21 protein-coding genes are annotated in these 25,427 nt (G+C 70.5%); 5 read left to right on the top strand and 16 right to left on the bottom strand.

Going from position 1 to position 25,427, the window contains the following annotated elements:
- Nucleotides 1–68: 68 nt before the first annotated feature.
- The 4 genes from N4G66_RS34785 to nsdA form a co-directional block, all read right to left on the bottom strand.
- The gene (locus tag N4G66_RS34785; protein ID WP_261708277.1) at nucleotides 69–2,528 is read right to left on the bottom strand and encodes a [protein-PII] uridylyltransferase; all 2,460 of its coding nucleotides are present in this window, start codon (nucleotides 2,526–2,528) and stop codon (nucleotides 69–71) included.
- Between the two features lie 38 nt (nucleotides 2,529–2,566).
- Nucleotides 2,567–2,905 carry a P-II family nitrogen regulator gene (locus N4G66_RS34780; RefSeq protein ID WP_261708276.1) on the bottom strand — a complete coding sequence of 113 codons (339 nt, stop codon included), beginning with the start codon at nucleotides 2,903–2,905 and terminating at the stop codon, nucleotides 2,567–2,569.
- Nucleotides 2,902–4,239, bottom strand: coding sequence for an ammonium transporter (locus N4G66_RS34775; protein WP_261708275.1), 1,338 nt, complete (start codon nucleotides 4,237–4,239; stop codon nucleotides 2,902–2,904). The genes N4G66_RS34780 and N4G66_RS34775 overlap by 4 nt, the downstream gene beginning before the upstream one ends.
- A 436-nt stretch (nucleotides 4,240–4,675) precedes the next feature.
- Nucleotides 4,676–6,148 (bottom strand): transcriptional repressor NsdA, encoded by a 1,473-nt coding sequence (gene nsdA / locus N4G66_RS34770; protein WP_261708274.1) that lies wholly within the window; start codon nucleotides 6,146–6,148, stop codon nucleotides 4,676–4,678.
- A gap of 447 nt (nucleotides 6,149–6,595) precedes the next feature.
- Between nsdA and N4G66_RS34765 the strand changes: the two genes are divergently transcribed.
- Nucleotides 6,596–7,258, top strand: coding sequence for a bifunctional DNA primase/polymerase (locus N4G66_RS34765; protein ID WP_261708273.1), 663 nt, complete (start codon nucleotides 6,596–6,598; stop codon nucleotides 7,256–7,258).
- A 162-nt stretch (nucleotides 7,259–7,420) separates the two neighbouring features.
- On the opposite strand, the gene ftsY is transcribed toward N4G66_RS34765, so the two are convergent.
- Nucleotides 7,421–8,623, bottom strand: a complete 1,203-nt coding sequence (gene ftsY, locus N4G66_RS34760) for a signal recognition particle-docking protein FtsY (RefSeq protein ID WP_261708272.1) — start codon at nucleotides 8,621–8,623, stop codon at nucleotides 7,421–7,423.
- A 284-nt stretch (nucleotides 8,624–8,907) separates the two neighbouring features.
- Here ftsY and N4G66_RS34755 point away from each other — a divergent pair, with 284 nt between their 5' ends.
- The gene (locus N4G66_RS34755) at nucleotides 8,908–9,876 is read left to right on the top strand and encodes an LLM class flavin-dependent oxidoreductase (RefSeq protein WP_261708271.1); all 969 of its coding nucleotides are present in this window, start codon (nucleotides 8,908–8,910) and stop codon (nucleotides 9,874–9,876) included.
- Nucleotides 9,877–10,007: 131 nt separating this feature from the next.
- Here the strand turns inward: N4G66_RS34755 and N4G66_RS34750 are convergent, their stop codons facing one another.
- Entirely contained in the window at nucleotides 10,008–11,426 is a 1,419-nt protein-coding gene (locus N4G66_RS34750; RefSeq protein ID WP_261708270.1) for a sugar porter family MFS transporter, read from the bottom strand.
- 516 nt (nucleotides 11,427–11,942) lie between these two features.
- On the opposite strand from N4G66_RS34750, the gene N4G66_RS34745 reads away from it, so the two are divergent.
- On the top strand, nucleotides 11,943–12,284 hold the full coding sequence (locus tag N4G66_RS34745) for a DUF4326 domain-containing protein (protein ID WP_261708269.1): 342 nt from the start codon (nucleotides 11,943–11,945) through the stop codon (nucleotides 12,282–12,284).
- A 131-nt stretch (nucleotides 12,285–12,415) separates the two neighbouring features.
- Here the strand turns inward: N4G66_RS34745 and N4G66_RS34740 are convergent, their stop codons facing one another.
- The 3 genes from N4G66_RS34740 to N4G66_RS34730 all read right to left on the bottom strand — a co-directional run bounded on the left by N4G66_RS34740 (nucleotide 12,416) and on the right by N4G66_RS34730 (nucleotide 17,167).
- On the bottom strand, nucleotides 12,416–16,093 hold the full coding sequence (locus N4G66_RS34740; protein WP_261708268.1) for an AAA family ATPase: 3,678 nt from the start codon (nucleotides 16,091–16,093) through the stop codon (nucleotides 12,416–12,418).
- 207 nt (nucleotides 16,094–16,300) lie between these two features.
- The gene (locus N4G66_RS34735) at nucleotides 16,301–16,504 is read right to left on the bottom strand and encodes a hypothetical protein (RefSeq protein ID WP_028802434.1); all 204 of its coding nucleotides are present in this window, start codon (nucleotides 16,502–16,504) and stop codon (nucleotides 16,301–16,303) included.
- 381 nt (nucleotides 16,505–16,885) lie between these two features.
- Entirely contained in the window at nucleotides 16,886–17,167 is a 282-nt protein-coding gene (locus N4G66_RS34730) for an acylphosphatase (RefSeq protein ID WP_261708267.1), read from the bottom strand.
- A gap of 153 nt (nucleotides 17,168–17,320) precedes the next feature.
- Between N4G66_RS34730 and N4G66_RS34725 the strand changes: the two genes are divergently transcribed.
- On the top strand, nucleotides 17,321–18,313 hold the full coding sequence (locus N4G66_RS34725) for a CAP domain-containing protein (RefSeq protein WP_261708266.1): 993 nt from the start codon (nucleotides 17,321–17,323) through the stop codon (nucleotides 18,311–18,313).
- A gap of 370 nt (nucleotides 18,314–18,683) precedes the next feature.
- Here N4G66_RS34725 and N4G66_RS34720 read toward each other — a convergent pair whose 3' ends face one another.
- A complete protein-coding gene (locus tag N4G66_RS34720; RefSeq protein WP_261708265.1) occupies nucleotides 18,684–18,896 on the bottom strand; it encodes a PASTA domain-containing protein in 213 nt (70 codons plus the stop codon).
- Nucleotides 18,897–19,113: 217 nt separating this feature from the next.
- On the bottom strand, nucleotides 19,114–20,508 hold the full coding sequence (locus N4G66_RS34715) for a helix-turn-helix domain-containing protein (RefSeq protein WP_261708264.1): 1,395 nt from the start codon (nucleotides 20,506–20,508) through the stop codon (nucleotides 19,114–19,116).
- 194 nt (nucleotides 20,509–20,702) lie between these two features.
- Here N4G66_RS34715 and N4G66_RS34710 point away from each other — a divergent pair, with 194 nt between their 5' ends.
- On the top strand, nucleotides 20,703–21,149 hold the full coding sequence (locus N4G66_RS34710) for a winged helix-turn-helix transcriptional regulator (RefSeq protein WP_261708263.1): 447 nt from the start codon (nucleotides 20,703–20,705) through the stop codon (nucleotides 21,147–21,149).
- An 88-nt stretch (nucleotides 21,150–21,237) separates the two neighbouring features.
- Here N4G66_RS34710 and mutM read toward each other — a convergent pair whose 3' ends face one another.
- The 5 genes from mutM to N4G66_RS34685 form a co-directional block, all read right to left on the bottom strand.
- Nucleotides 21,238–22,098 carry a bifunctional DNA-formamidopyrimidine glycosylase/DNA-(apurinic or apyrimidinic site) lyase gene (mutM, locus tag N4G66_RS34705; protein WP_261708262.1) on the bottom strand — a complete coding sequence of 287 codons (861 nt, stop codon included), beginning with the start codon at nucleotides 22,096–22,098 and terminating at the stop codon, nucleotides 21,238–21,240.
- Between the two features lie 351 nt (nucleotides 22,099–22,449).
- Nucleotides 22,450–23,307 carry a ribonuclease III gene (gene rnc, locus N4G66_RS34700; RefSeq protein WP_261708261.1) on the bottom strand — a complete coding sequence of 286 codons (858 nt, stop codon included), beginning with the start codon at nucleotides 23,305–23,307 and terminating at the stop codon, nucleotides 22,450–22,452.
- Nucleotides 23,308–23,326: 19 nt separating this feature from the next.
- Nucleotides 23,327–23,500, bottom strand: a complete 174-nt coding sequence (gene rpmF, locus N4G66_RS34695) for a 50S ribosomal protein L32 (RefSeq protein WP_006139588.1) — start codon at nucleotides 23,498–23,500, stop codon at nucleotides 23,327–23,329.
- A 2-nt stretch (nucleotides 23,501–23,502) separates the two neighbouring features.
- On the bottom strand, nucleotides 23,503–24,147 hold the full coding sequence (locus tag N4G66_RS34690; protein WP_261708260.1) for a YceD family protein: 645 nt from the start codon (nucleotides 24,145–24,147) through the stop codon (nucleotides 23,503–23,505).
- 175 nt (nucleotides 24,148–24,322) lie between these two features.
- The gene (locus tag N4G66_RS34685) at nucleotides 24,323–25,402 is read right to left on the bottom strand and encodes an ATP synthase F0 subunit B (RefSeq protein WP_261708259.1); all 1,080 of its coding nucleotides are present in this window, start codon (nucleotides 25,400–25,402) and stop codon (nucleotides 24,323–24,325) included.
- Nucleotides 25,403–25,427 lie beyond the last annotated feature (25 nt).

The following is a 25,427-nucleotide window of genomic DNA, read 5'->3' as shown; positions in this document are numbered from 1 at the left end:
TCCGGCGACCGGACCGCCCCTCAGCACGGGGACCGCATGTCCGCTCAGCGCGCAAAACGACCGCGGGGTCACCCCCTCAGCGTCTCCTCCAGGGCGCGCGCCAGTGAGGCCGCCTCCGCGCCCGGCAGGGGCGCTCCCTTCGTGCCCGTCACGTAGAAGGCGTCCACGGCGTTCGCGCCGAGCGTGGAGACGTGCATGCTCCGTACCCGGACGTTCGCGTTCTCCAGAGCCCGCCCGATGCGGTGCAGCAGGCCGGGGGCGTCGTGGGCGCGGACCTCTATGACCGTGGCGTGGCGCGAGGCGGCCGGGGCGACCGTCACTCGGGGCGGCGGCGCGACCGTTCCGCGCCGGCGCGGGTAGGCGGCGTCGCGCTCGGCGAGGCGCGCGGTGATGTCGAGGGAGCCGTCCAGGGCGCGTACGAGGTCGGCGCGCAGGCGGGCGGCCTGCGGCAGGGAGCCGTACTCCGCGGCGACCCGCCAGTTGAGCAGCAGGACCGAGCCCTCGACACCGTCGGGCAGGTCCAGGGCGCGCAGCCCGGCGGTACGGACGGTCAGCCGGTGCATGGCGAGGACGCCGGCCACCGAGGGGAGCACGCCGGGCTGGTCCGGGACCGCGATGAGCAGTTCCACACCGAGCGGTTCCGGGTCGTCCGGGGCGGTGGTGGGCTCGGCGTCGATGTCGACCGGTTCCGTCTGTGCGCGCAGGGCCAGGACGGGGCCGCCCGTGCGGAACGCCTCGATCGCGAGCCGTTCCTGCTCTGCGGTCGGCGCGGCGGCCTCGGGCTCCTCCGGCGCGTCCCCGGCGAGGACGGCCGAGACCCGCTTGACCAGGTCGGCGACGAGGGAGCCGCGCCAGGAGGACCAGGCGGCGGGCCCGGTGGCCAGCGCGTCCGCCTCGGTGAGCGCGTGCAGCAGCTCCAGGGTGCCCTGCGATCCGACGGCCTCGGCGACGGCGCGGACGGTGGCCGGGTCCTCCAGGTCACGCCGGGTCGCGGTGTCGACGAGCAGCAGATGGTGGCGTACGAGGGTGGCGAGCACCGCCACGTCCGTGCGGTCGAAGCCGATGCGGGTGGCCACGTCGCGGGCGATGATCTCGCCCGCCACGGAGTGGTCTCCGGGCCAGCCCTTGCCGATGTCGTGGAGGAGGGCGGCGACGAGGAGGAGGTCGGGGCGGCCGACGCGGCGGGTCAGTTCGGAGGCGCGGACGGCCGTCTCGATGAGGTGGCGGTCGACGGTCCAGATGTGGACGGCGTTGCGCTGGGGCCGGCAGCGCACCCGCTCCCAGTCGGGCAGCAGCCGGGTGATCAGCCCTTCCGCCTCCAGTGCCTCCCAGACCTCGATGGTCGGGCGGCCCGAGCCGAGGAGCGTGACGAGCTGTTGGCGTGCCTCGGCGGGCCAGGGCGTGGGGAGGGGACGCGCGACGGCGGCCATGCGCCGTACGGCGTGCAGGGACAGCGGGAGATCCGCTTGCGCGGCCGCGGCGGCCGCGCGGAGCGGGAGCACGGGGTCGCGTTCGGGACGTGCGGTGCGGGCGAGCCCCACCTCGCCGTCCTGTTCGACCACGCCCTCGGCGAGGGGGGACCGCTCGGCGGCCGGCTTGCCGCCGCCGAGCATGGCGCGCAGCCGCGGACGCACGGCACGCGAGCGCAGGACGCGCCCCACCTCACGCCAGGTGACGTCACTGGCGTACGACACGACGCGTGCGGCCTCGTAGACCTGGCGCAGCAGCGTGTCGGCGTCCAGCAGACCGAGTTCGGCGGCGACCTGGTCCTGTTCCTGGAGCGCGAGGCGGTCGGTGGCGCGCCCGGTGGCGAGGTGCAGGGCGTCGCGGACGTCCAGGAGTCTGCGGCGGGCGTCGGAGAGGCCTTCGCGGGGTGCGTCCGCGAGCCAGGACGCGGCGACGGCGCGCAGTGCGGTGGCGTCTCGCAGTCCGCCGCGCGCTTCCTTCAGGTCCGGTTCGAGGAGGTACTGGAGTTCGCCCTGGCGCTCGGCGCGCTCCGCGCACAGCTCCTGGAGTTCGGGCAGTCGCTTCGGCGCCTGGTTGCGCCAGTCGGCGAGGACGGCCGTACGCAATCCGGCGGTGAGGCCGAGATCTCCCGCGAGGTGGCGGGCGTCGAGGAGGCCGAGCTGGACCTTGAGGTCGTCGGCGGCGGTCTTGCGGGCCTCGGCGGGGGTACGGACCGAGTGGTCGAGGTCGAGGCCCAGGTCCCAGACGGGGTACCAGATGCGGTCGGCGAGGGCGGCGACGGCGCCGGAGTCACCGCCGTCGTGCAGGAGGAGCAGGTCGAGATCGCTGCGGGGGGAGAGCTCACCGCGGCCGTAGCCGCCGACGGCGACGAGGGAGACCCCGCGCAGGCCCTCGGACCCGGCGGCGAACAGGCCGGTCAGCCAGTCGTCCGTCAGTTCGGCGAGGGCCGCACGGCGCGGCGGCCCGGACCGCGCCCCCTCTTGGAGGAGGCGCAGCCGGGCCGCCGCATAGCCGCTGGGTCCCGAGTCCTCTGCTTCCACTCGCGTGTCCGTACTCGTCACCCAGCGACTCCTGTCTTTCTTCCTGCGGGCCGGTCCGGTCAGAGCGCGTCCGGGCCGCGCTCACCGGTCCGGACCCGGACGGCCGTATCGACCGGGATGGACCACACCTTGCCGTCACCGATCTTGCCGGTACGGGCCGCCTTCACGACGATGTCGATGAGCTGTTCGGCGTCGTCGTCCTCGACCAGCACCTCTATGCGGATCTTGGGGACGAGGTCGACGGTGTACTCGGCACCGCGGTAGACCTCGGTGTGTCCCCGCTGCCGACCGTAGCCGCTCGCTTCGGTGACCGTCAGTCCGTGAACCCCGAAGGCCTGCAGGGCCTCCTTGATCTCGTCGAGCCGGTGAGGCTTCACGACGGCGGTGATGAGCTTCATGCGTCCACCTTCTTGGCGTCCGTGTCGGCCGGGGCGGGCACGGCGGTCCGGGCAGCGCCGCCGCCGGCACCGCTGAAGTCGTATGCGGTCTCGGCGTGCTCGGCCTGGTCGATACCGGCGATCTCCTCGTCCTCGGTGACCCTCATGCCCATCGTCTTGTCGATGAGGAAGGCGAGGATGGCGGAGACGACCAGGGAGTAGCCGAGGACGGCGAAGACGCCGGCGCACTGCTTCCAGAACTGGGTCATGCCGCCGCCGTAGAAGAGGCCCTCGACCGTGGACTGGCCCTTGCCGCTGGCGAAGAGACCGATCAGCAGGGAGCCGATGACACCGCCGACGAGGTGGACACCGACGACGTCCAGGGAGTCGTCGTAGCCGAACCGGTACTTCAGGCCCACGGCCATGGCGCACAGGACACCGGCGACGGCACCGACCGCGATGGCGCCGAGCGGGGAGACCGCGCCACCGGACGGGGTGATGGCGACCAGACCGGCGACCGCGCCGGAGGCGGCGCCCAGCGTGGTGAACGCGCCGTGCCGGATCTTCTCGTAGATGAGCCAGGCCAGCATGGCGGCCGCGGTGGCGACCTGCGTGTTGACGAACATCAGCGCGCCGACGCCGTCGTCGTTGCCGAGCCACGAGCCGGCGTTGAATCCGAACCAGCCGAACCACAGCAGACCGGAGCCGAGCATCACCAGCGGAAGGCTGTGCGGACGCATCGGGTCCTTCTTGAACCCGACGCGCTTGCCGATGACCAGGATCACGCCGAGCGCCGCGGCGCCCGCGTTGATGTGGACCGCCGTACCACCGGCGAAGTCGATCACGCCCAGGTCGAAGGCCCAGCCGCCCGTGCCCCAGACCCAGTGGGCGACCGGGAAGTAGACGAGCGTGGCCCACAGCGCGATGAAGATCGACCACGCGGTGAACTTCACGCGGTCCGCGAGAGCACCGCTTATCAGCGCGGGCGTGATGATCGCGAACATCATCTGGAAGACCATGAAGACGAACACCGGGATGGTGTAGCCGGGCCAGAGCTCCGTCAGGCCGATGTTGCTGAGGCCGACCCAGTCGGAGGTCCAGCCGATGAACGATCCCTTGTCCGTGCCGAAGGCGAGGGAGAAGCCGTACAGCACCCACAGGATGGTGATGATCCCCATGCTGATGAAACTCATCATCAGCATGTTGAGGGTGCTCTTGACGCGGACCATGCCTCCGTAGAAGAAGGCGAGGCCGGGCGTCATGATGAGCACCAGGGCGGAACAGATGAGCATGAACCCTGTGTTGGCGGCAGAAAGCTTGGGTGCCTCTGCGGCAAGGGTGATGGCTGGTGCCATCGGCGTCTCCTCGTCGTTGGTACGGCCCCGTGCGGGCGAAGCCTGAGTGGTCGTGAGGGGTGGGCCGGTTATGCGCCATGAGATTGGCGCAGCGCCGTTTCCGTGGAAGCCCCTCGATGTTTCGCACCAGTGACGAAGGCGCTCTGCGTGTTACGCATTCATGAACTGCCGGATTGCGGTCGAACCGATCGTTATCGTGACGCAATCTCCGGCAGGGCGCTCGTGACCTGTTCGACGAGGAAGGCCGTGACCACCGTGTGGAGCATCCCCGCGGTGACCAGCCACATCCGCGAGAGCGAGGCCGGCCGGGGCCGCATACAGCAGAACCGGCCACGGCCGGCCGTCCGATGACCTGGCATGGGGGAGCCGAGTCGGGCAGTTCGGGACGACCGGCCGCAGCCGGGGTACTGGGCAAGGCCGCTTGGGCGGCCCGGTATCAGACCGCCGCGGTCTCGGGCAGGTCGACGGCCAGCTGGTCGGTGAGATCGATGACCTCGGCGAGGTCCCCGAAATCACGGACGGCGGTGTCGACCGTCTTTCGGATACGAGTGTTGACGCGCTCCGACCGCACCTTCTTGCCGATCCTCAAGGCCTCCTTGGCCAGGACCGCACTCCGCTCGGGCTCACGCTGCAGAAGGTGCACGGTGGCCATGCCGATGAGGTTGAGTGCGTACGAACGCTGGTGCTCGGAATCCTTGCCGAAACGGTCGACCGCCTGCTGCATCAGGGGCTCGGCCATGGAGGCGTACGTGGGGCTGCGGCCGGCGACATAGGCGAGGTCACGGTAGGAGTGCGAATTCTCGCCGTACAGCTCGGCCTTGGAGAAGAAGCGGATCCAGTCGGGGTCCGGGTCGTCCCATTCGTGCACGTCGGCGAAGGTGTCCTCGGCCATCCGGACGGCCCGCTTGCACTTTCCGGGCTGACCCATGTTCGCGTAGGCGCGGGCCTCCATCGCATACAGCATCGACTGGGTGCGCGGGCTCGCGCAGTCGCGGCTGCCGTACTGCGCGAGATGGATCAGTTCCAGCGCGTCCTCGGGCCGCCCGAGGTGGATCATCTGGCGGCTCATGCTGGAGAGGATGTACGAGCCGAGCGGTTTGTCGCCCGCCTCCTTCGAGGCGTGCAGGGCGAGCACGAAGTACTTCTGCGCGGTGGGCTGGAGGCCCACGTCGTAGCTCATCCATCCCGCCAGTTCGGCCAGTTCGGCCGCGACCTTGAACAGGCGCTTGCCGGTGGCGGCGGGCTGCGGCTCCTGGAGGAGGTCGGTCACCTCGTGCAACTGGCCCACGACGGCCTTGCGGCGCAGTCCGCCGCCGCACTGGGCGTCCCACTGACGGAACATCACGGTGGTGGACTCCAGGAGGTCCAGCTCCGGTTGGGAGAGCCGGCCGCCGCGGCGCGTCGAGGCCTGCGGTTCCGGCTCCTCGTACGACGCCATGGGTGTGGGCACGAGCCAGCGCTGCATGGGCTCGATGAGGGCCGGCCCCGCGGAGAGCGCCAGCGAGCTGCCGAGGAAGCCGCGCCGCGCCAACATCAGGTCGCTGCGCGAGTATTCACTGATCAGCGCGACGGTCTGGGGGCCCGTCCACGGCAGGTCGATGCCGGACACGGAGGGTGCCTGGTGGGCCGCGCGCAGACCGAGGTCCTCCACGGCGACGACACAGCCGAACCGCTCGGAGAACAGCTCCGACAGGATCCGCGGGATCGGCTCGCGCGGGTTCTCCCCGTCCAGCCAGCGGCGCACCCGCGAGGTGTCCGTCGAGATGTGGTTGGCACCCAACTGGCGGGCCCTGCGGTTCACTTGACGCGCGAGCTCGCCCTTCGACCAACCGCTGCGCACAAACCACGAGCCGAGCATGTCGTTGGGGCGCTTGTCAGCGTTCGTCCCGCCTCCGCCGTTGCCGCCCACTGGAACGCCCCCACTCCCCGAGACCACTTGCCGCCGCTCTGCGCCAAGCCCTATCAGAATGCCGGTAAACACGGCCGTGCGTCCGGCAGTTCTCACCCTTCGAACGGGAAACCGGCTTGCCCTTGGCATACCCACGAGTACAGACAACCCCAGGACTCGTGCACACAAAGTAATCCTACGATCACGCGTCTAACCATGGCGATCCGTGAAACGCCACCATTCGCCACCCCTTCGAATGAACTCCGGGCGCCCTGCTCGCGATTCACTTGACACAGAACAGCCAAGAGTGGGCAGAGAGGTGCACTCCAGGGCGCGTGAAGTCGAGCGCACCACCCCGCGCACCACAAGGCGCCGCCTGGATCGCGCGATATCGGGCAGCCAGGAACAGAGGGTGACAATCCGGTTCCGTCACGTAACCACCTGCGCATCGGACCCGTTGGAGGGGGCATGGGCTTCACGATCGGCAGTAGTCGGGCGATGCGCGACATCCGGACCGGCGCTCGTCGCCGCGGCCGCTCGTCGGAGGGCACCGCCGTGGCCGCGTTCACCGGACTGTGGGGATGGGACGTGGTCCCGGGCGCCCGAGCCGCCGCGGGGGCGTGCTCGTGCGGCAGGGCCGACTGCGCGGCGCCGGGGGCGCACCCCCTGGGCTTCGCCCCGACGATCCCGGCCGGCGCGACGCTGAAAGAGGCGACCGGTGTCTGGTCCGAGTTCCCGGGTGCCGCGGTGATGCTGCCGGTCGGCCGGGCGTTCGACGTGATCGAGGTGGCCGAGCCGGCGGGGCGCCGCGCGCTCGTCCGCCTGGAGCGCATGGGCCTGCCCCTCGGTCCGGTCACGGCCACCGCGGACGGCCGCGCCCACTTCTTCGTCTCTCCCGGTTCCGCCGCCGAGCTTCCGGAACTCCTCTACCGGATGGGCTGGGACGACGCCTCCCTCGACCTGCACGGCCTGGGCCCCGGTACGTACATCACCGCCCCGCCCTCCGACCGCGCGGGACTCGGCCCGGTCCGCTGGCTGCGCTCCCCCGCCCTCGACTCCGCCACGAAGCCGCCCCCGGGCCGGCTGCTGCTGGGCACGCTCGCCCACGTGGCACACCGTTCGCGGGCCTGAGGCTCCGGCCCGCGCCTTCCCGCACAGGTCCGCCCGCCGTCGCCGCGCCTCGCGGCGGCCGAATCCGTCGACGGCACGAGCCGCACAGGACGAAGCGCCCGTCCCCCGACAGTCCTGTGGGGGCGGGCGCTTCTTCGGGCACCTACGCGTTCGCGCGGGTGGTCACTCTCCGATAAGGGCGCCAACGAACGCCTCCGGCTCGAACGGCGCCAGGTCGTCCGCGCCCTCGCCGAGCCCCACCAGCTTGACCGGGACGCCCAGCTCACGCTGCACCGCGATGACGATGCCGCCCTTCGCCGTGCCGTCGAGCTTGGTCAGCACGATGCCGGTGATCTCCACGACCTCGGCGAACACGCGCGCCTGGACCAGACCGTTCTGGCCGGTGGTCGCGTCGAGGACGAGCAGCACCTCGTCGAGCGGCGCGTGCTTCTCGACGACGCGCTTGACCTTGCCGAGCTCGTCCATGAGGCCGGTCTTGGTGTGGAGCCGGCCCGCCGTGTCGATGAGGACGACGTCCGCGCCCTCCGCGATGCCCTCCTTGACCGCGTCGAACGCGACCGAGGCGGGGTCGCCGCCCTCGGGGCCGCGGACGGTACGAGCGCCCACGCGCTCGCCCCAGGTCTGGAGCTGGTCGGCGGCGGCGGCACGGAAGGTGTCGGCCGCGCCCAGCACGACGCTCTTGCCGTCGGCGACAAGCACCCGTGCGAGCTTGCCGGTGGTGGTGGTCTTGCCGGTGCCGTTGACGCCGACGACCATCACGATGCCCGGGGTGTCGAGGTTCGAGTCGGTCTTGACCGTGCGGTCGAACTCCGGGACGAGCAGCTGGATCAGCTCCTCGCGCAGCAGGCCGCGCAGCTCGTCCGGCGTCCGGGTGCCGAGCACCTTCACGCGCTCGCGCAGCCGCTCGACCAGTTCCTGGGTGGGCTGCACACCGACGTCGGCGACGAGCAGCGTGTCCTCGATCTCCTCCCAGGTCTCCTCGTCGAGGTGCTCGCGCGCGAGCAGCGTGAGCAGCCCCTTGCCGAGCGCGTTCTGCGAGCGGGAGAGCCTGGCGCGCAGTCGCACCAGGCGGCCGGCTGTCGGTTCCGGGATCTCGATCTCGGGGGCGACCGGAGGTTCCTCGACGACGACCGACGGGGCGGCCGATCCGTCGGGAAGATCCACTTCCTCTATCGTGCGGCGCGGTTCGTCGCGTGGCGCCTCGGCCTCGTCGCCGACGTGCGGTTCGGCCGGAGGTGCGGTGATGTCGGGGGCGGCGGGGGGCGGCGGGGGCAGCTGCTTCCGCTTGCGACTGCCGACGACGAGCCCACCGAGCGCGGCGATCACCACCACGGCGATGACTACAGCAAGGATGATGGTTTCCATAACAGACCCAGTATCAGCCATCCCCTGCACGGGAGGCTTTTCCCCCCACGCAAGGGAACTCTTGTAGTTTTGTACGAACACTTGGAGCTCCGGGGTGGACCCGGGCGCCCCCCGCGCGGCTCCGGGAGCGCGCGGTCCGCGCCGGTGGGCGCGGGCCACGTCCGGCACCCCCACCGGGCCCGTCGGTCCGACCGGCGCTCCGACCCGGCCCCGGCGTCCGCCGCTATGGCAACCTGACGCACCGTCAGCTACCGTCCCCCTCCACACACGAAGGGGGGCTCCCCATGCCCGTAACGGTCGTGCGCTTCAACCTCGTCGAACCCGACGCCACCCCCGCCTCGCTCAGTGCCCGCTACCAGGCGGCCGTCGAGATGGCCACGTACGCCGACGACCGCGGGATCACCACGGTGCAGACCGAGGAGCACCACGGAGTCGCCAACAACTGGCTGCCCTCGCCGTTCGCGTTCGCGGGCGCGGTCTTCGGGGCGACCCGGCGTCTCGCGGTCACCGTCTCGGCCGTCATCGGCCCGCTGCACGACCCGCTGCGTCTCGCCGAGGAGATCGCCGTACTCGACCTGCTCAGCGGCGGACGCCTGGTGACCGTGGCCGGCATCGGCTACCGGCCCGAGGAGTATGCGCTCTTCGACGTCGACTGGAAACGGCGCGGCGAGCTCCAGGACGAGCTCCTGGAGACGGTGCTGAAGGCGTGGACCGGCGAGGAGTTCACCTATCGGGGCCGCACGGTACGAATCACCCCGCGTCCGTTCTCCGATCCGCATCCCCTGCTGCTGGTGGGCGGTTCCTCCAGGGCGGCGGCCCGGCGCGCCGCCCGGCTCGGGCTGCCGTTCTTCCCGAGCGCGCACCTGCCCGAGCTGGAGGCCTACTACAAGGAGCGGCTCATCGCGTACGGCACCGAGGGCTGGACCATGATGCCCGGCGCAGAGACGCCCCTGCTGCACATCGCCGAGGACCCGGACCGGGCCTGGGCCGAGTACGGCTCCCACTTCCTGCACGAGGCGCGGACGTACGCCTCCTGGCAGTCCGGCGAGATCCGCTCGGCGGTGAAGTCGGCGGCCACGACGGTCGAGGAGTTGCGCGCCGAGGGCGTCTACCGCATCCTCACGCCCGACCAGTGCGTGGCTCAGGGCCTCGACAACCTCGTCCTGCATCCGCTGTCCGGCGGAATGCCCGTGGACGAGGGCTGGCGCAGTCTGCAGCTGTTCTGCGAAAGCGTGCTGCCCCGGCTCGATTGACCTGACGGTCCGAGCCGGGGCAGCACGCCCTCTTCACGAGTACGAGGAGAGGGGCAGCGGGGACTTGGCCCTTCTCCTCGAGTTCATGGGTGCCACCGGGGCTCGCGAGGAGCCGCCGGTGACGCGGGCGGCTAGCCCATCTCCTCCAGCGTCTTGCCCTTCGTCTCCTTGACGAACTTGAGCACGAAGGGGATGGAGAGCACGGCGAAGAACGTGTAGATCACATAGGTGCCGGACAGGTTCCAGTCGGCCAGCGACGGGAAGCTCGCGGTGATGGCCCAGTTGGCCATCCACTGCGCGGAGGCTGCGACACCGAGCGCGGCGGCGCGGATGTGGTTCGGGAACATCTCGCCCAGGAAGACCCAGACCACGACACCCCACGAGAGGGCGAAGAAGAGGACGAAGACGTGGGCGGCGATCAGGGCGACCCAGCCCTGGGTGGCCGGCAGCTTGCCGTCGACCAGGTCGTAGGAGAAGGCCCAGGCCTCCGCGCCGAGACCGATGGCCATACCCACGGAGCCGATGAGGGCGAGCGGCTTACGGCCGATGCGGTCCACGAAGATCATGGCGATCACGGTGCCGATGATGTTGATGATCGACGTGGTGAACGAGTAGAAGAACGAGTCCGTCGGGTTGACGCCGACCGACTGCCACAGCGTCGCGGAGTAGTAGAACGCGATGTTGATGCCGACGAACTGCTGGAAGACCGAGAGGCCGATACCGACCCAGACGATCGGCTTGAAGAAAACGGTCCCGCCGAGCAGGTCCTTGAAGGTCGACTTGTGCTCGCGCTTCATGGCGTGCTCGATCTCGGCGACACGGGCGTCCAGGTCGATCTTGTCGCCCTCGACCTCCTTGAGCACCTCACGGGCACGGTCCCTGCGGCCGACCTCGAGCAGGAAGCGCGGCGACTCGGGGATGGCGAAGGAGAGCAGACCGTAGAGGACGGCCGGGATGACCATGACGCCGAGCATGACCTGCCAGGCTTCCAGGCCCAGGAGCTGGCCCCGCTGTTCGCCGCCGGCGGCGTTCAGGATCGCGTAGTTGACGAGCTGCGAGATGGCAATGCCGACGACGATCGCGGCCTGCTGGAACGAGCCGAGCCGTCCGCGGTACGCGGCCGGGGAGACCTCGGCGATGTAGGCGGGGCCGATGACGGAGGCCATGCCGATGGCGAATCCGCCGACGATGCGCCAGAAGGCGAGGTCCCACAGCGCGAAGGGCAGCGCCGAGCCGATGGCGCTGATGGTGAAGAGGCTCGCGGAGATCTGCATGCAGCGGATGCGGCCGATGCGGTCGGCCATGCGGCCGGCGGTCGCGGCGCCGATGGCGCAGCCGATCAGGGCGATGGCGATGACCTGGGCCAGGGCGGCGGAGCCGATGTCGTAGCGGCTTCGGATGGCCTCGACGGCACCGTTGATCACGGCACTGTCGTAGCCGAACAGAAAGCCGCCCATGGCGGCCGCCGCCGCGATGAAGATGACATGCCCGAGATGTTCGGGGTGAGCCAACCTGGCTTCTGACTTGGGTGCCTGCGATGCGCTGGTCACGTAAAACTCCTCGGGCCACCGGCCTCGCTGCCGGGGGTGGGGGGCGAAACCCTTCGCTGGTGGTACCAGTGGCGCACATGTTCACGTGGGCCACCACCTGAAGGTAAAAGCAACGTCGGAGAGACTATGTCTTCAACTTTCGAAGTCAAAGTTGGCGCCATGTGCGTTTATCTGTCTCATGTGACGTAGCTGTGTTCAATACTTGAATGTTGAGTGCCTGAATGCTCCATCAAAGGTCACGGTGAGCGCCGGGCCGCGCTGCCACTCCCGCGTGTCGGAGCAGCGGAATCCGCAGCGTTTCGGCCTGCCCACGGCCGACCGCACGTGGGATCGCGCCCGTCGGGACCTCCGGCTCGGGCGACGGCCGGAGCGTTGTCCCGGCATGCGGATCCTGAACGAAACGCCCGGGTGTGACATGCGGAACACGGCGGACGGCCCGCGGGGGTACGCCCGCGCCGACACCGTCCGTGCCGTGTTCGCGTTGCCCGTGACGGCCCGAGCGGCGAGGATCCGGTCATGCCGCCCACCACGGTCGTCAACCTGAAGGGTCACCGCGACGATCCCGCGTACGCAGATGTGGTGTACGTCGGCCGCGCCATGCACCGGGGCGGCTGGCACCTGGCCGGGTCCCCGCTGGCGAGCCCGTTCCGTCCGGGCCACGACGGCACCCGGGAGGAGGTCGTCGAGATGTACCGCGCCCATCTGCTCGCGCGTCCGGAGCTCCTGGCCCGGCTCCCCGCCCTGCGCGGCCACCGGCTCGGCTGCTGGTGCGTCCCGGAGCGCTGCCACGCGGAGGTGATCGCCGAACTCGCCGACGAGGGCGTCGGCGAGGACCTGCCGGAGCCGGACGGGCGGTAGACCCACGGCATCGGGTGGGTACGGGGTACGAGCACGGGCGCACAGGGCATGCGTGGGCGTCAGCCGACACGGGCGCACAGGGCATGCGTGGGCGTCAGCCGACACGGGCGCACGGAGGGTGCGCCGGGGCGTCACCGCAGTCGCTGGCTGATGACCTTCGAGACGCCGTCGCCCTGCATGGAGACGCCGTACAGCGCGTCGGCGACCTCCATCGTGCGCTTCTGATGCGTGATCACGATCAGCTGGGAGGCCTCCTGCAGCTCCTGCATGATCCTGATCAGCCGCTGGAGATTGGTGTCGTCCAGCGCCGCCTCGACCTCGTCCATCACGTAGAACGGGCTGGGGCGCGCCTTGAAGATCGACACGAGGAGCGCGACGGCGGTCAGCGACCGCTCGCCGCCGGAGAGCAGGCTGAGCCGCTTGACTTTCTTGCCCGGCGGCCTGGCCTCCACGTCGACACCCGTGGTGAGCATGTTGTCGGGATCGGTCAGGATGAGCCGCCCCTCCCCGCCCGGGAACAGCCGGCTGAAGACGCCCTCGAACTCCCGGGCGGTGTCCCGGTACGCCTCGGTGAAGACCTGCTCGACGCGCTCGTCGACCTCCTTCACCACCTGGAGGAGGTCGGCGCGCGTCTTCTTGAGGTCCTCCAGCTGCTCGCTGAGGAACTTGTGGCGCTCCTCCAGCGCGGCGAACTCCTCCAGGGCGAGCGGATTGACCTTGCCGAGCTGCTGGTACGCCCGTTCGGCCGACTTGAGCCGCTTCTCCTGCTCGGCACGGTGGAACTGCCGCGGCTGGTTGCGCGGGTGCTCCGGGTCCTCGGGCAGTTCCTCGCCCTCGGCGGGCAGCGACGGCGGTACGAGCTGGTCGGGGCCGTAGTCCGCGACGAGGCCCGCCGGCTCGACGCCGAGTTCGTCCAGCGCCTTCGCCTCCAGCTGCTCAATGCGCATCCGCTTCTCCGCGCCGAGCACCTCGCCCCGGTGCACCGAGTCGGTGAGCTTGTCGAGCTCCGCCTTGAGATCGCGGCCCTGGCCGCGCGCGGCGACGAGCTCCTGCTCACGGTGGGCCTTGGCGCTGTCGGCGGCGGTGCGCTCCTCCTCGGCCCGGCCGAGCGAGACCTCGACGTGCGCGAGCAACTGCCGGGCACCGGAGGCGACGGCCTCGGCGACGGCCGCCTCATGACGCAGCCGCGCCCGGCGCTGTTCGGCCCGCGCGCGTGCCTCGCGTTCGGCGCGGGCGGCCCGGTCGAGCGAGTCGGCCCGTCCGGCGAGTCCCTTGACCCGCTCCTCGTGCGTACGCACCTGGAGCCGGGCCTCCATCTCCGTCTGCCGCGCGTTGGCGCCGTCGGCGGCGAGCCGGTCCCGTACCGAGGTGTCGGGCTCCTCCTCGACGGGCATCTCCTCGGCCACGGCGAGCCGTTCGGCCAGCTCCTCGGCCTCCTCCACGGCCCGGTCGAGCGCCTCCTGCGCGCGGGCGGCGGCCGCGGTGCTGCGTTCCGCCTCGCCCGCGGCGCCCCGCGCCTGCCCGGCCAGCCGTCCGAGCTGCTGCGCGACCGAGGACTTCTCCCGCTCGGCGGCCCGCCGCCGCTCCCCCAACTCCTCGACGAGCGCGGCCCGCTGCGTGCGCAACTCGGCCGCCAGACGCTGCGTCTCGGTCAACTCGTCGCAGCGGACGGCCAGTTCCTCCAGCTCGGCCGCCGCCTCGTCCACGGAGGCCTGCACTTCGAGCAGGCTGGGCGCCCCTGCGGACCCGCCGTGCGCGAAGTGCGCCGCGAGCAGGTCGCCCTCGGCGGTCACCGCGGTGAGTCCGGGCCGCGCGTAGACCAGATCCTCGGCTTCTTCGAGGGTCCCTACGACGACGATCCCGCGCAGCAGCCGCCGTACGGCGGGCATCAGCTCGGCGGGACCACGGACGAGATCGGCGGCGTACGGCGGCCCGTCGCCCCGCTCCACGTCCCGGTCCTGTTCCTGTTCCCGGTCCCGGTTCTGGCCCTGATTCTGGCCCCGGTCCCGGCCCCGGTCCTGGTCATCACGAAGGGGTACGTCCATGGAGGCGCCGCCCGTCGGACCGGCGTCGGCGCGGGGTTCCTCGGGTGCTCCGGCGAGCAGCAGCGCCGCGCGGCCCGCGTCCTGCTTGCGCAGCAGACGGATGGCCTCCGCCGCCGAGGCGGGTGTGCTGACCGCGATGGCGTCCGCGGCCGCGCCGAACGCGGCGGCGAGCGGAACCTCGAAGCCGGGAGTGACCGACAGCAGTCCGGCGGCGGGACCCAGTACGCCCGTGAGCCGGTCCGTGGCGCCGAGCAGGGCTCCCGTGCCGTCCTTGCGCCGCAGGCCGAGGGCCAGCGCCTCGCGGCGGGCCTGGGTGGCGGCCCGCTCGCGTTCGGCCGCGGTGGCCGCCTCGCGGGCCGCGCTCAGCGCGGCCTCCGCGTCGGACAGCGCCCGCCTGGCCGCCTCGTGCTGTTCGGCGAGGTCGGCGTCGCCCGCGTCGAGACCGTCCACCTCGGCCTTCAGCTGCTCGTACTCCTCCTGGGCGGTGACAGCGCGCTCCTGGGCCTCGTCGCGGGCGGCGGCGAGCCGGTCGATCTCGGCCCGCGCGGAGGCCGCGCGTGAACGTGCGGCGTTGACCTGGCCGCCCAGGCGGGCGAGGCCCTCGCGGCGGTCGGCGATGGCGCGGGCCACGTCCTTGAGGCGGCGCTCCTCGACGGTGAGTTCACGCTCCAGTTCGGCGCGGTGCGCGACGGTGTCCTCCAGGGCCCGTTCGGCCGCCTCCAGAGCCGCTTCGAGTTCGGCCTCCTGCTCACGGATGCGGGCGGCCTCGCGCTCCATGTCCTCGGGGTCGCGTCCGCGCCGTTCCTCGGCGGGCACCGAGGTGGCACTCTTCACGCGCGCGTCGGCCAGCGAGATCGTGCCGCGCACCCGTTCGGCGAGCTGGGAGAGTTCGTACCAGGTCTGCTGGGCGCGCTGCAGGCGCGGCGTCAGCTGCCGTACCTCGTCCTCCAGCAGGGCCTCCCGCTGGAGCGCCTGCTTCAGCTCGGCCTCGGCGGAGTCCTTGCGCTGCTTGAGCGCGGCCTCGTCGGCGATCTCGGACTGGAGCGCCCCCCGCAGGCGTACGAGGTCGTCGGCGAGAAGGCGCAGCCGGGCGTCGCGCAGGTCGGCCTGGATGACGGCGGCGCGACGTGCCACGGCGGCCTGCCGGCCGAGCGGCTTCAACTGGCGCCGCAGCTCGTCCGTGAGGTCCTGGACGCGGGCCATGTTCGCCTTCATGGCGTCCAGTTTCCGCAGCGCCTTCTCCTTGCGCTTGCGGTGCTTGAGGACGCCCGCCGCCTCCTCGATGAAGGCGCGGCGGCCCATCGGGTCGGCGTGCAGGACGGAGTCGAGCTGGCCCTGTCCGACGATGACGTGCATCTCACGGCCGATGCCGGAGTCGGACAACAGCTCCTGGATGTCCAGCAGTCGGCAGGTGTCGCCGTTGATCTGGTACTCGCTGCCGCCGTTGCGGAACATGATCCGCGTGATGGTGACCTCGGCGTACTCGATGGGCAGGGCCCCGTCGGAGTTGTCGATGGTGAGGGAGACCTCGGCACGGCCGAGCGGCGGACGCCCGGTGGTGCCGGCGAAGATGACGTCCTCCATCTTTCCGCCGCGCAGCGACTTGGCCCCCTGCTCGCCCATGACCCAGCTGAGCGCGTCCACGACGTTGGACTTGCCCGAGCCGTTGGGGCCCACGACACAGGTGATGCCCGGCTCGAACCGCAGCGTGGTCGCGGAGGCGAACGACTTGAACCCGCGCAGGGTCAGGGCCTTGAGGTGCACGCCGCTGGACTCTACCTTTCGGGTCGGTCTCACTCCATGAACGCCCGGTTTCACCCATGAACGCGCAGGGCACACCAGACGTTAAAGAGGGGGAAGGGTGCTCGGGGGAAAGAAAGAAGGGACGCCTGAGGGCGTCCCTTGCAAATCTGACAACTTAGCGGTTGATTCGGGCTGCCCAACCACTGCTGTCGTGGTGCGGTGCAGTGATCAGGTGAGCGCAGGCTCCGCCTGGGGTACGTCGATGCTCTCGAGAAGCGAGTCGTGAGAAGCGGCAGCCGCGAGCGCGTCGTTCTCGGCCTGAATCCGTACGAGCTCGGATTCGAGGTCCTGGACGCGCTGCTGGAGCCGTCGCATCTCGGCAATGAGTCGCGGATCGGAACCGCCGACGTAACCGAGAAGCGCCTTTGCCATGATGGATGGTCCTCCACACTGAGTGACCGACCGAAGCGGTGTGGGTCGTGAGGGAATCGCACCCGCGATGCTTGACACTGCTGATGTCCTGCTGCCGTTCCACATGCCAAACAGCTAAGGTGCGCGGGGCTTTCAGCGTCTCACCAAAAAGTTTGACGGTCAACACGATCACGCCCTGCATCGGCGGGCAACCCACTGTCGCGCGGCTTCTGAAACGGCGGCGCGGCGACTCCTGCGGGGCCCTCAGGGCGTCGAGATCATCGTTACCTCGGGAGCCTGCCACTTCGAGCCGTTCTTGGCAACCACCAGGCCGTTTCCGCTACTGACGGGTGCCGGTGGCATACGCCATGACATCTTTTCGGGGCATCGAGGCCGTCATCGTCACCGGATGGCGAAGCCGTCGTAGATCCCCCGGGGCGTGTCCCAGATCTCAGTGACTCCGTCCACCCGGCCGGGCGTGTCGTCTCCCTGGAGCCAGTCGAGCAGGTTCTGGCAGCCGGCCCGGGAGCCCTCGGCGACCACCTGGACGCGTCCGTCGTCGAGATTGAGAGCAAAACCACTCAGCCCGCCGATCTCCAGCACCTTGGCCCGCGTAAACCAGCGGAAACCCACACCTTGGACCCGTCCGCGCACCCAGACGACCAGCCGTGCAACCTCGTTCATGGCTGCACGCTAACCGGACAATGTCTCGCGGAGCACATCCTCCCCTTGCGCCATGGGGTACCGTCCCGACCCAATGAGTCTCATTAGAAACTCACTCTTTCGGGTGAGGTTCAGGTGAGGATCGCTGACTCAAGATCGAGGAAGGCCCAAGAGATGGGACGCCACCGACGCTCCGACGCCGGCCGCGCCGCCACAGGGCGCGCCACCGGAGTCACAGATACGAGCAGTGCCCACACGGAAAGCTACGGCCCGGAGAACCTGTACGGCTACGCGGCCGTCGCCGATCTCCCGTCCGCGGCCTCCAACCGCTCGCACCGCAAGCGGAAGGGGCCGAGCCCGGTCAAGACGGGACTGCTCGGCGTCTCGGCGGCCGTGGCCCTCGGCACCGTGGCCGTCGCCGCCGGTGTCATGCCCGGCGCCGACAACTACGCGCTCGGCGGTGGCGGCAGCAACTCCGACAGCGTTCAGGCCGCCGGTTCGCCGTCCACCATCGACACCCCGCAGGGCGGCACCTCGGGCAGCGCGGACGCCCGTGAGGGCACGTCGACCAGCCGCGGCTCCGGTCGCGCGACGACCCCCTCGACCGTCGCCCCCTCGACCTCCACGTCGCCGTCGGCCGCTCCGACCACAACGGAGCCGCCGAAGAAGCAGGGCAACGGAGCCTCCAAGGAGGAGAAGACGAAGGAGCCCAAGGCTCCCGAAGCTTCGAAGCCCTCCAAGAAGGAGACAAAGGCCCCGGTCGCCAAGACCCCGGTGGACGTGTCCGCTCAGACCGCCGCCGAGGCCGAGGTGCTCCAGCTCGTCAACGACGAGCGCGCCAAGGTCGGTTGCAGCCCGGTCGCCGCGAACAGTGCCCTGACGGACCTGGCCCAGGCCTTCAGCGAGGACATGGCGGCGCGTGACTTCTTCGACCACACCGACCCGAGCGGGCTCAGCCCGTGGGACCGTGCGGCGACGGCCGGGATAGCCAGCCTCGGCGGCGAGAACATAGCCCGCGGCCAGGCCGACGCGGCAGCCGTCATGGAGGCCTGGATGAACAGCCCCGGCCACAAGGCCAACATCCTGAACTGCGACTTCAAGACCCTCGGCGTCGGAGTTCACTTCGCCACGGGCGGCCCTTGGTGGACGCAGGACTTCGGCTACTGAAATAACCGCAGGTCAGAGAGCTAAGCACCTTCCTGGACCACATCCGGGCCGTCCCTGTGGGTTCTTCATCACTGAAGACACCATCTCCACAGCGGCCCGGGTCCGGGTCCCGCTCGACGGCATCAGGTGCGTGTACGCCACAGCCGCACCCCTGGAAGCCGAGGCTTCCCCCCGAGCAGATCGATGGGCATCACCTTGCCCGCGACGTCGTTCGCGAGGTGACCCAGCTCTCAGGGCGCCGAAACCCCGACTCCCTCGCCGCGCCGGCCGAGCGGAGCGCGATCACGCAGCAGCGCGGCCGTCAGCGATATCGGCGATATCGGCGAAGCCCCGGACGGTACGGATCCGGGGCTTCACTGGTGGGCTGGGGCTACGGGCAGGCCTCGCCGAACTTGACGGCCTTCGGCGTCACCGGCTGTCCGCTCACGGACACCCCTGCCGCCGGGGTCTGCGTGCACACCTGCCAGTTCGACTCCAGGAAGACGAATCGGTCCTCCCCCGACACGTCGTCGACAGTGATCGACGTCCCCGAATCCAGGGCTGCGCGCGCCGCTTTGACCGACTTGCCGGCGAAGTCGGGCATGCGCCCGCCGACCGCCTTGGGGGCTTCTTGTCCACGGCCGGGCCGGATTCCTCCGGTTTGACCGCTCCGAAGTCGAGCGTCGTATCGCACCACGACACCCCACCCACCATGCACCCGCCCCTGGTACACCCATGCCCTCGGGCACCCAGGACGCGGGGTGAGGCGAGTGGACGCGGGGTGAGGCGAGTTGGGGGTACAGCGAGGGCCTGCCGCTTCGTCAGCCGCCGGTTTCCGCCGTGTCGTGGGCGGCGGTCATGGGGACCCAGCCAGAGGGGTTGCGGTACCAGTAGTGCGGCAGCCCCTTGATGCTGGTGGTACGGAACGGGCGGCCGTGGTCGTCGATGCGCACCGTGCCGGTCCGGCCCTGTGAGGACCAGTCGAGGTCGAGGTACCAGTCGCAGGTGCAGGACTCGGTGCGCGCGGAGACCAGCAGGACCTCCGGCTCCTGCAGGGACACCCGGTACGGGAAGTCGATCGCGGGGATCGGTCTGTCGGGGTCGTTGCCGGGCATCGAACGGGCCAGCGGGCGGTGCGCGTCGAGGTCCACGGAGAAGTAGCGGGGGGCGAGGACGGCGCCGCAGCCTTCGTACATGGAGTAGGCGATGCCCCGGCGGGCGGCGGGGGTGATGCTGTTGACCACGCGCACGTGCAGTGCCTCCAGGACGACGGCGTCGGAGCCGCGTCCCTGCACCGAGATCCGCAGATCGGTGGTGCGCCCGTGCACCGCCTGCTGGGACGCGGCCCACGCCGCGGCGTCCCCCGGGGTCGGCGGCGGCGGGACCTGCTGCGGTGGCTTGGCGATGACGTAGTCGTGGTCGCATTCGAGTTGCCAGAGATGGGAGTCGGCCGTCCAGGTGAGCGGGGTCGCCAGTGGGACCGTGCCGCCGCTCGCCCGGTTCTTCTGCGGGCTGCCGACGCTGTGCGTGGCCGGCGCTGAGGGTTTCGGTGCGGTGCGGGCGGAAGCCGACGGCTCACCGCCACCGGAGGGAGGTCCGGCAGCGGACTGCGGCCTGCCGCCGCTGTGCTTGCCCGGCGCTGAGGGTTTCGGTGCGGTGCGGGCGGAGGCCGACGACCCACCGCCACCGGAGGGGGGTCCGGCAGCAGATGTGGTGAGGCCGGCAAGCGCGACGGCGAGCGAGGCCGCCAGTGCTATCGATCGCACGGGCCGTCGTCGGGGGCGCCCGGTGCGAGGCCGCCGGTCGGTCGGCGAGATCGGCTCGGGGCGCGGATCGGCCGGCGAGATCGGCTCGGGTGCCCCGTCCGCCGGGCCTCTGTGGCTCGCGGATGCTGCCGATACCGCGGTGCTGGTGGTGCCGTGGGGCGTCGGTGCCCGCCTGGCATCGGATGGGCGTGGTCGTTGCCGCGCCGCGACTGCCAGGATCCACCGGCGGTGCAACTCCACGCGTTCCTCGGGGGAGGCTCCGCAGAGCGCGGCGAACCGCTCGATCCCGGAGAAGTCCAGGGGAACCGCCTCTCCGGCGCAATAGCGGTGCAGCGTGGAGGCATTCATGCCCAGACGGCGGGCCAGCGCCGCGTAGCTGCGGTCTGTGCGCTCCTTCAGACGCATCAGCAGTAACGCGAACTCCGCTACGTCATCGTGGATTGCATCCATGTGGTCCGTACTCGCATCCATCCGTCGGCCTGTGCGGTCATGTCCCGATCCGGGGACGGCATCCCAGGCACTCCCCATATCTGCACGTCAATACGGCTGGGTTGGTTCCAGTGTCCGGGCCGCCCAGCCCACAAAGGCTAACCAGGAGTTAGTGCAACCCCCTGGGCAGCGCTGTGGCTGAGTATGCTGGTGGTATGGAATCGTCCGCGCGGATCACGGAACGCGCCGAGAGTGACGAGAACACCGTGTGCGCCGACGGCAAGGACCTCGCGTACAACGTGTTCGCCCGCGGTTGCCCTTCGCGGGGCACGCTGGAGAACGTCACCGGCCGCTGGGGCTCGCTCACGCTGGGAGCGCTCCACGACGGCACGTTCCGGTTCAACGAGCTGCGCCGCCGGGTCGACGGCGTCAGCGAGAAGATGCTCTCTCAGACCTTGCACTCGCTGGAGCGTGACGGTCTGGTGCACCGCGACGCGCGGCCCACGAACCCGCCGCGCGTCGACTACACCCTCACACCGCTGGGCCACGAGGTCGCCGAGCGGCTGCTGACCCTCATCACGTTCGTCGAGGGCCGCATGGACGACGTCCTGGAGGCCCGCGGACGCTACGACGAGACGCGCGCGGCCCGGCCCGAGGCGTAGGGGGTCGGACCGGGGGCGCCGCCCGGGAGATCGGACACCGGGACCTGCTGACCCAGAGGTCAGACTCCGGAGCCGGGTGACCCAGAGGTCAGACTCCGGGGCGGGGTGGCCGCTGGCAGCGTGGGCAGAAGTAGCTGGAGCGGTTCATCCAGGCCCGCCGGCGCATCGGCGTCCCGCAGCGGTGGCAGGGCTCCCCCTCGCGCCCGTACGCGTCGAGCGAGCGGTCGAAGTAGCCCGACTCACCGTTGACGTTGACGTAGAGGCTGTCGAAGCTGGTGCCGCCGACGGCGAGGGCGTCGTTCATCACGTCGCGGATGTGGCCGAGGAGTTCGGCGGTGCGCGGCCGGGTCATGGTCCCCGTCGGGCGTTCGTAGTGCAGCTTGGAGCGCCAGAGCGCCTCGTCCGCGTAGATGTTCCCGACGCCGCTGATCAGCGACTGGTCGAGCAGAGCCCGTTTGACCGTCGTACGGCGGGCCCGCAGCGCGGTGTGGAACGCGGCGTCGTCGAAGAGGGGGTCGAGCGGGTCGCGGGCGATGTGTGCGATGACGTCGGGGAGGCCGTCCGGCGTGTTCTCGTGCAGCGACAGCCCGCCGAACGTTCGCTGGTCGACGAAACGCAGCTCGGTGCCCCGGTCGTCCTCGAAGCGGATGCGGACGCGCAGGTGCTTCTCCTCGACGGCGTCCTCCGGCTGCACGAGGAGCTGGCCGCTCATACCGAGGTGCGCCAACACGGAGAACGGCGAGTCGTCGAGCGGCAGCCACAGGTACTTGCCGCGGCGCATCGCCTCGCCCACCCGGTGCCCGGCGAGCGCCTTCGCGAAGCCGTCGGGTCCCGCCGGATGCCGCCGCACGGCCCGCGGATGCCGTACGTCCACCGAATTCACGACCCGCCCGGTGACCCAGCGCTCCAAGCCCCGCCGCACGACTTCGACTTCGGGCAGCTCGGGCACGGGACTCCTCCAAAGGTGCGGGCTGAGCGGGTGATGCCGGAAGGGTACATCGCGCTCGGCGGCGGTCGTCGGCGAGCGGTTCGTCCCGGTCCAGCGGCACGCAGCCGCCGAGGAGTTGGGCCGGCCCGCGCCCTCCCCGGCTCCGGCTCCAGCTCCAGCTCCAGCTCCAGCTCCAGCTCCAGCTCCAGCTCCAGCCTCCGTCCGGGGCCGGAGCCGCGTCAACGCGTGGACCCCGCCGCGGCGCGAGAGCGCTGCGACGGGGTCCGGTCCTGCTGGTACTGCTGGTACTACGGGTACTACGGGTACTGCGGGTACTGCGGGTACTGCGGGTACTTCAGTTGGATGAAGGAGTCAGGCCGTGGCCGTGTCGGTGGTCGGTGTCGAGGAGGTGTCGGCGGTCTCCTCGACGTCCTGAGCCGCCTGCTGGGCGGCACGAGCCGCCTGTTCGGCGGCCTGGGCCGACTTCGCGCGTTCGTCCGCGGCGGAGTGGATGGCACGCCACGCGGATTCCGCGGCCTGCTGCTCCGCCTCCTTCTTGCTGCGGCCGGTGCCGGTGCCGTACGAGACGCCTCCGACGCGGGCGGCAGCAGTAAAGACCTTCTCGTGGTCCGGGCCGGTCTCCGAGACCAGGTACTCGGGAACTCCGAGCCCCTCGGTCGCCGTGAGTTCCTGGAGACTGGTCTTCCAGTCCAGGCCGGCACCAAGATTCGATGACTTCTCGATCAGCGGGTCGAAGAGCCGGTGGACGAGTTCGCCCGCCGCCTCCAGCCCCTGGTCGAGATAGACGGCGCCGATCACCGCTTCAAGGGTGTCGGCGAGGATGGACGCCTTGTCCCGGCCTCCCGTGCCTTCCTCGCCCCGGCCGAGCCGGATGAAGGAGCCGAGTTCGAGGCCGCGGCCCACTTCCGCCAGCGCACGAGAATTGACCACCGCGGCCCGCAACTTGGCCAGCTGGCCTTCGGGCAGGTCGGGGTGGGTGCGATACAGCGTGTCCGTGACCACGAGGCCCAGTACGGAGTCCCCGAGGAACTCCAGACGCTCGTTGGTCGGCAGACCGCCGTTCTCGTACGCGTAGGAACGGTGGGTCAGCGCACGCACCAGAAGGGCGGACTCGAGCTTGTAGCCGAGCCGCCCTTCCAGAAGCGTGTGGGACGAGGCTGTGTTGTCCGCCTTTTTCTTGGCGGTCGGATCCGCCTTGGCGTCAGACATCAGACCTCTCACCAGCCGCTCAGACCTCGAGGACCTGGCGCTTGTTATAGGTGCCGCAAGCCGGGCACGCGATGTGCTGCAGCTTGGGCTCGTGGCAGCGCTCGCACGCAACCAGGGTGGGGACCGCAGCCTTCCACTGCGACCGGCGGTGGCGCGTGTTGCTGCGCGACATCTTCCGCTTCGGAACAGCCACGGCTACTTCTCCTGCTTCTCGTCGACGCCAGGTTCGGCGCCGCTCAACTCGTCCTTCTCGCCATCTTCGAGTGAACCGGCGAGTCCCTGCAGTGCCGCCCAACGGATGTCGACGGCGTCATGGTGGTGCTCCGGGTCGTCCGCGAGCCGGGCTCCACATTCGGAGCACAGGCCCGGGCAGTCGTCCTGGCACACCGGCTGCATCGGCAGTGCGAGCACCACCGCATCACGCAGCACGGGTTCGAGGTCGAACAGGCCGTCCTCGAGGAAGAGCGTGTCCTCGTCGTCCTCGGCGTCGTCGACCGGCTCCGCCTTGGGGCGGCCCCGGTCATCGGCGTCAGGGTACGAGAACATCTCCTGGAAATCCGCTGCGAGCACCTGCTCAAGCGGCTCCAGACACCTTACGCACTCCCCCTTGGCCGATGCACGGGCGGTGCCTGTGACAAGCACCCCGTCCATGACCGACTCCAGACGGAGCGCGAGCTCCATCGGGGTACCTTCCGGCACTCCGATGACACCCTGGATCCCCAGATCCTTGGGAGCGTCGATCGTGCGGGTCAGGCGCTGGAGCGCGCCAGGACGCCGCCCCAGCTCGTGTGTGTCGAACACGAGAGGATTGCGGTGGTCGAGGCGGGCGTTCAGAGCCATTCCTGCTTTCGATCTTCGAACTCAAGGGAACGCCGCCCTTGGTGTCCCGCGGGCAGCGTGGATCGCGGACGTACACGCGACCGAAGAGCCAGGATACTGGACCTTTCGCTCTCGGCCCAATCCGGTCCGTACCGCCGGTCCCGGCCGACGGTGCGCGCCCCTCCTGACCCCGCGGTCAGTGGCCGCCGCGCCCCTGCTCGTACGCCCTCAGCTGCTCCGCGCTGATCATGCTGGTGTCGAAGAGGCTGGCCTCGTCGAGGGCGTGGTTCTGCTGATCCATGGCATGGGCCTGCTGCTGGGCGTAGACCTGCTGGTTCTGGTCGTACGCCTGCTGCTGGTCGTAGCCCTGCTGCTGGTAGGCGGCGTACGGGTCCGCCTGCTGGTAGCCGTAGGCGTCCTGCTGCTGGGTGTACTGCTGCTGGTAGCCGTACGGGTCGGCCTGCTGCTGGTAGGCGTACGCCTCCTGCTGCTGCCCGTAGGACGGCTGGGCGGCCGGCTCAGGGGTCCGGTCGGGCCGCTCCGGGACGTCGGAGAGCTCCGCGAGGCCGGCCAGGTAGTCGGCGTCGCTGGTGTGCGCACCGGGCGTCCCGTCGTCACCGAAGGCGCTCAGATCGCCGAGGTCGTCGCTGGCGATCCGGCCGTGCAGCTTCCGCCGGCCGTGGCCGACGGCCTCCAGGGTCTTGGCGAGGACGGCCTCGAAGGCGCCGAGCTTGATGTCGACGTATTCGTCGGCGTTGCGGCGCAGGGTCTCCGGGTCGTGACTGCGCTCGGGGGCGTCCTCGTCCTCGTACCCCTGCTCGTCGAGGCCCGGACCGGAGCCGAGGAGCTTCTCGCGGCCGCGGCCGACGGAGCCGAGGGTCTTGGTGAGGACGACCTCGAAGTTGGCGAGCTTGGAGTCGACGTAGTCGTCGGCCTCGGCGCGGATCTCCTCGGCCTCCTTGCGGGACTCGGCGAGGATCCGGTCCGCCTCGTTCTGCGAGCGGCGGGCGACCTCGGTGTCGGAGATCAGGGAGCCCCGCTCGGCATGCGCGGTCTCGATGATCCGCTCGGCCTCCTGGCGGGCCCGCTCGACCATCTCCTCGCGGCCGCCGATCAGCTCCTGCGCCTGGGCGAGGGAACCGGGCAGCGCCTGGCGCACCTCTTCCAGCATCGACAGCAGGTCGGCGCGGTTGACCACGCACGAGGCCGACATGGGCATGGAACGGGCACTGCCGACCGCCGCGACGATCTCATCGAGCTTCTTCTGCACGTCCACCGTGTGCTCGCCACTCTCTACAGCT

The organism is Streptomyces rhizosphaerihabitans (assembly GCF_025399795.1).
Lineage (GTDB): Bacteria > Actinomycetota > Actinomycetes > Streptomycetales > Streptomycetaceae > Streptomyces > Streptomyces rhizosphaerihabitans.
Note: the sequence above shows the minus strand (reverse complement) of the source record. Positions and strands in the feature narration are given on the sequence as shown.

Bases quoted from the DNA above. Each gene is read 5' to 3' on its own strand.
- N4G66_RS34710 (WP_261708263.1), top strand. From the start codon at position 20,703: ATGGAATCGTCCGCGCGGATCACGGAACGCGCCGAGAGTGACGAGAAC.
- N4G66_RS34755 (WP_261708271.1), top strand. From the start codon at position 8,908: ATGCCCGTAACGGTCGTGCGCTTCAACCTCGTCGAACCCGACGCCACC.
- N4G66_RS34725 (WP_261708266.1), top strand. From the start codon at position 17,321: ATGGGACGCCACCGACGCTCCGACGCCGGCCGCGCCGCCACAGGGCGC.
- N4G66_RS34730 (WP_261708267.1), bottom strand. From the start codon at position 17,167: ATGAACGAGGTTGCACGGCTGGTCGTCTGGGTGCGCGGACGGGTCCAA.
- rnc (WP_261708261.1), bottom strand. From the start codon at position 23,307: ATGTCTGACGCCAAGGCGGATCCGACCGCCAAGAAAAAGGCGGACAAC.
- N4G66_RS34735 (WP_028802434.1), bottom strand. From the start codon at position 16,504: ATGGCAAAGGCGCTTCTCGGTTACGTCGGCGGTTCCGATCCGCGACTC.
- N4G66_RS34690 (WP_261708260.1), bottom strand. From the start codon at position 24,147: ATGGCTCTGAACGCCCGCCTCGACCACCGCAATCCTCTCGTGTTCGAC.
- N4G66_RS34765 (WP_261708273.1), top strand. From the start codon at position 6,596: ATGGGCTTCACGATCGGCAGTAGTCGGGCGATGCGCGACATCCGGACC.
- ftsY (WP_261708272.1), bottom strand. From the start codon at position 8,623: ATGGAAACCATCATCCTTGCTGTAGTCATCGCCGTGGTGGTGATCGCC.
- N4G66_RS34775 (WP_261708275.1), bottom strand. From the start codon at position 4,239: ATGGCACCAGCCATCACCCTTGCCGCAGAGGCACCCAAGCTTTCTGCC.
- N4G66_RS34780 (WP_261708276.1), bottom strand. From the start codon at position 2,905: ATGAAGCTCATCACCGCCGTCGTGAAGCCTCACCGGCTCGACGAGATC.
- N4G66_RS34715 (WP_261708264.1), bottom strand. From the start codon at position 20,508: ATGGATGCAATCCACGATGACGTAGCGGAGTTCGCGTTACTGCTGATG.
- N4G66_RS34720 (WP_261708265.1), bottom strand. From the start codon at position 18,896: ATGCCCGACTTCGCCGGCAAGTCGGTCAAAGCGGCGCGCGCAGCCCTG.
- N4G66_RS34745 (WP_261708269.1), top strand. From the start codon at position 11,943: ATGCCGCCCACCACGGTCGTCAACCTGAAGGGTCACCGCGACGATCCC.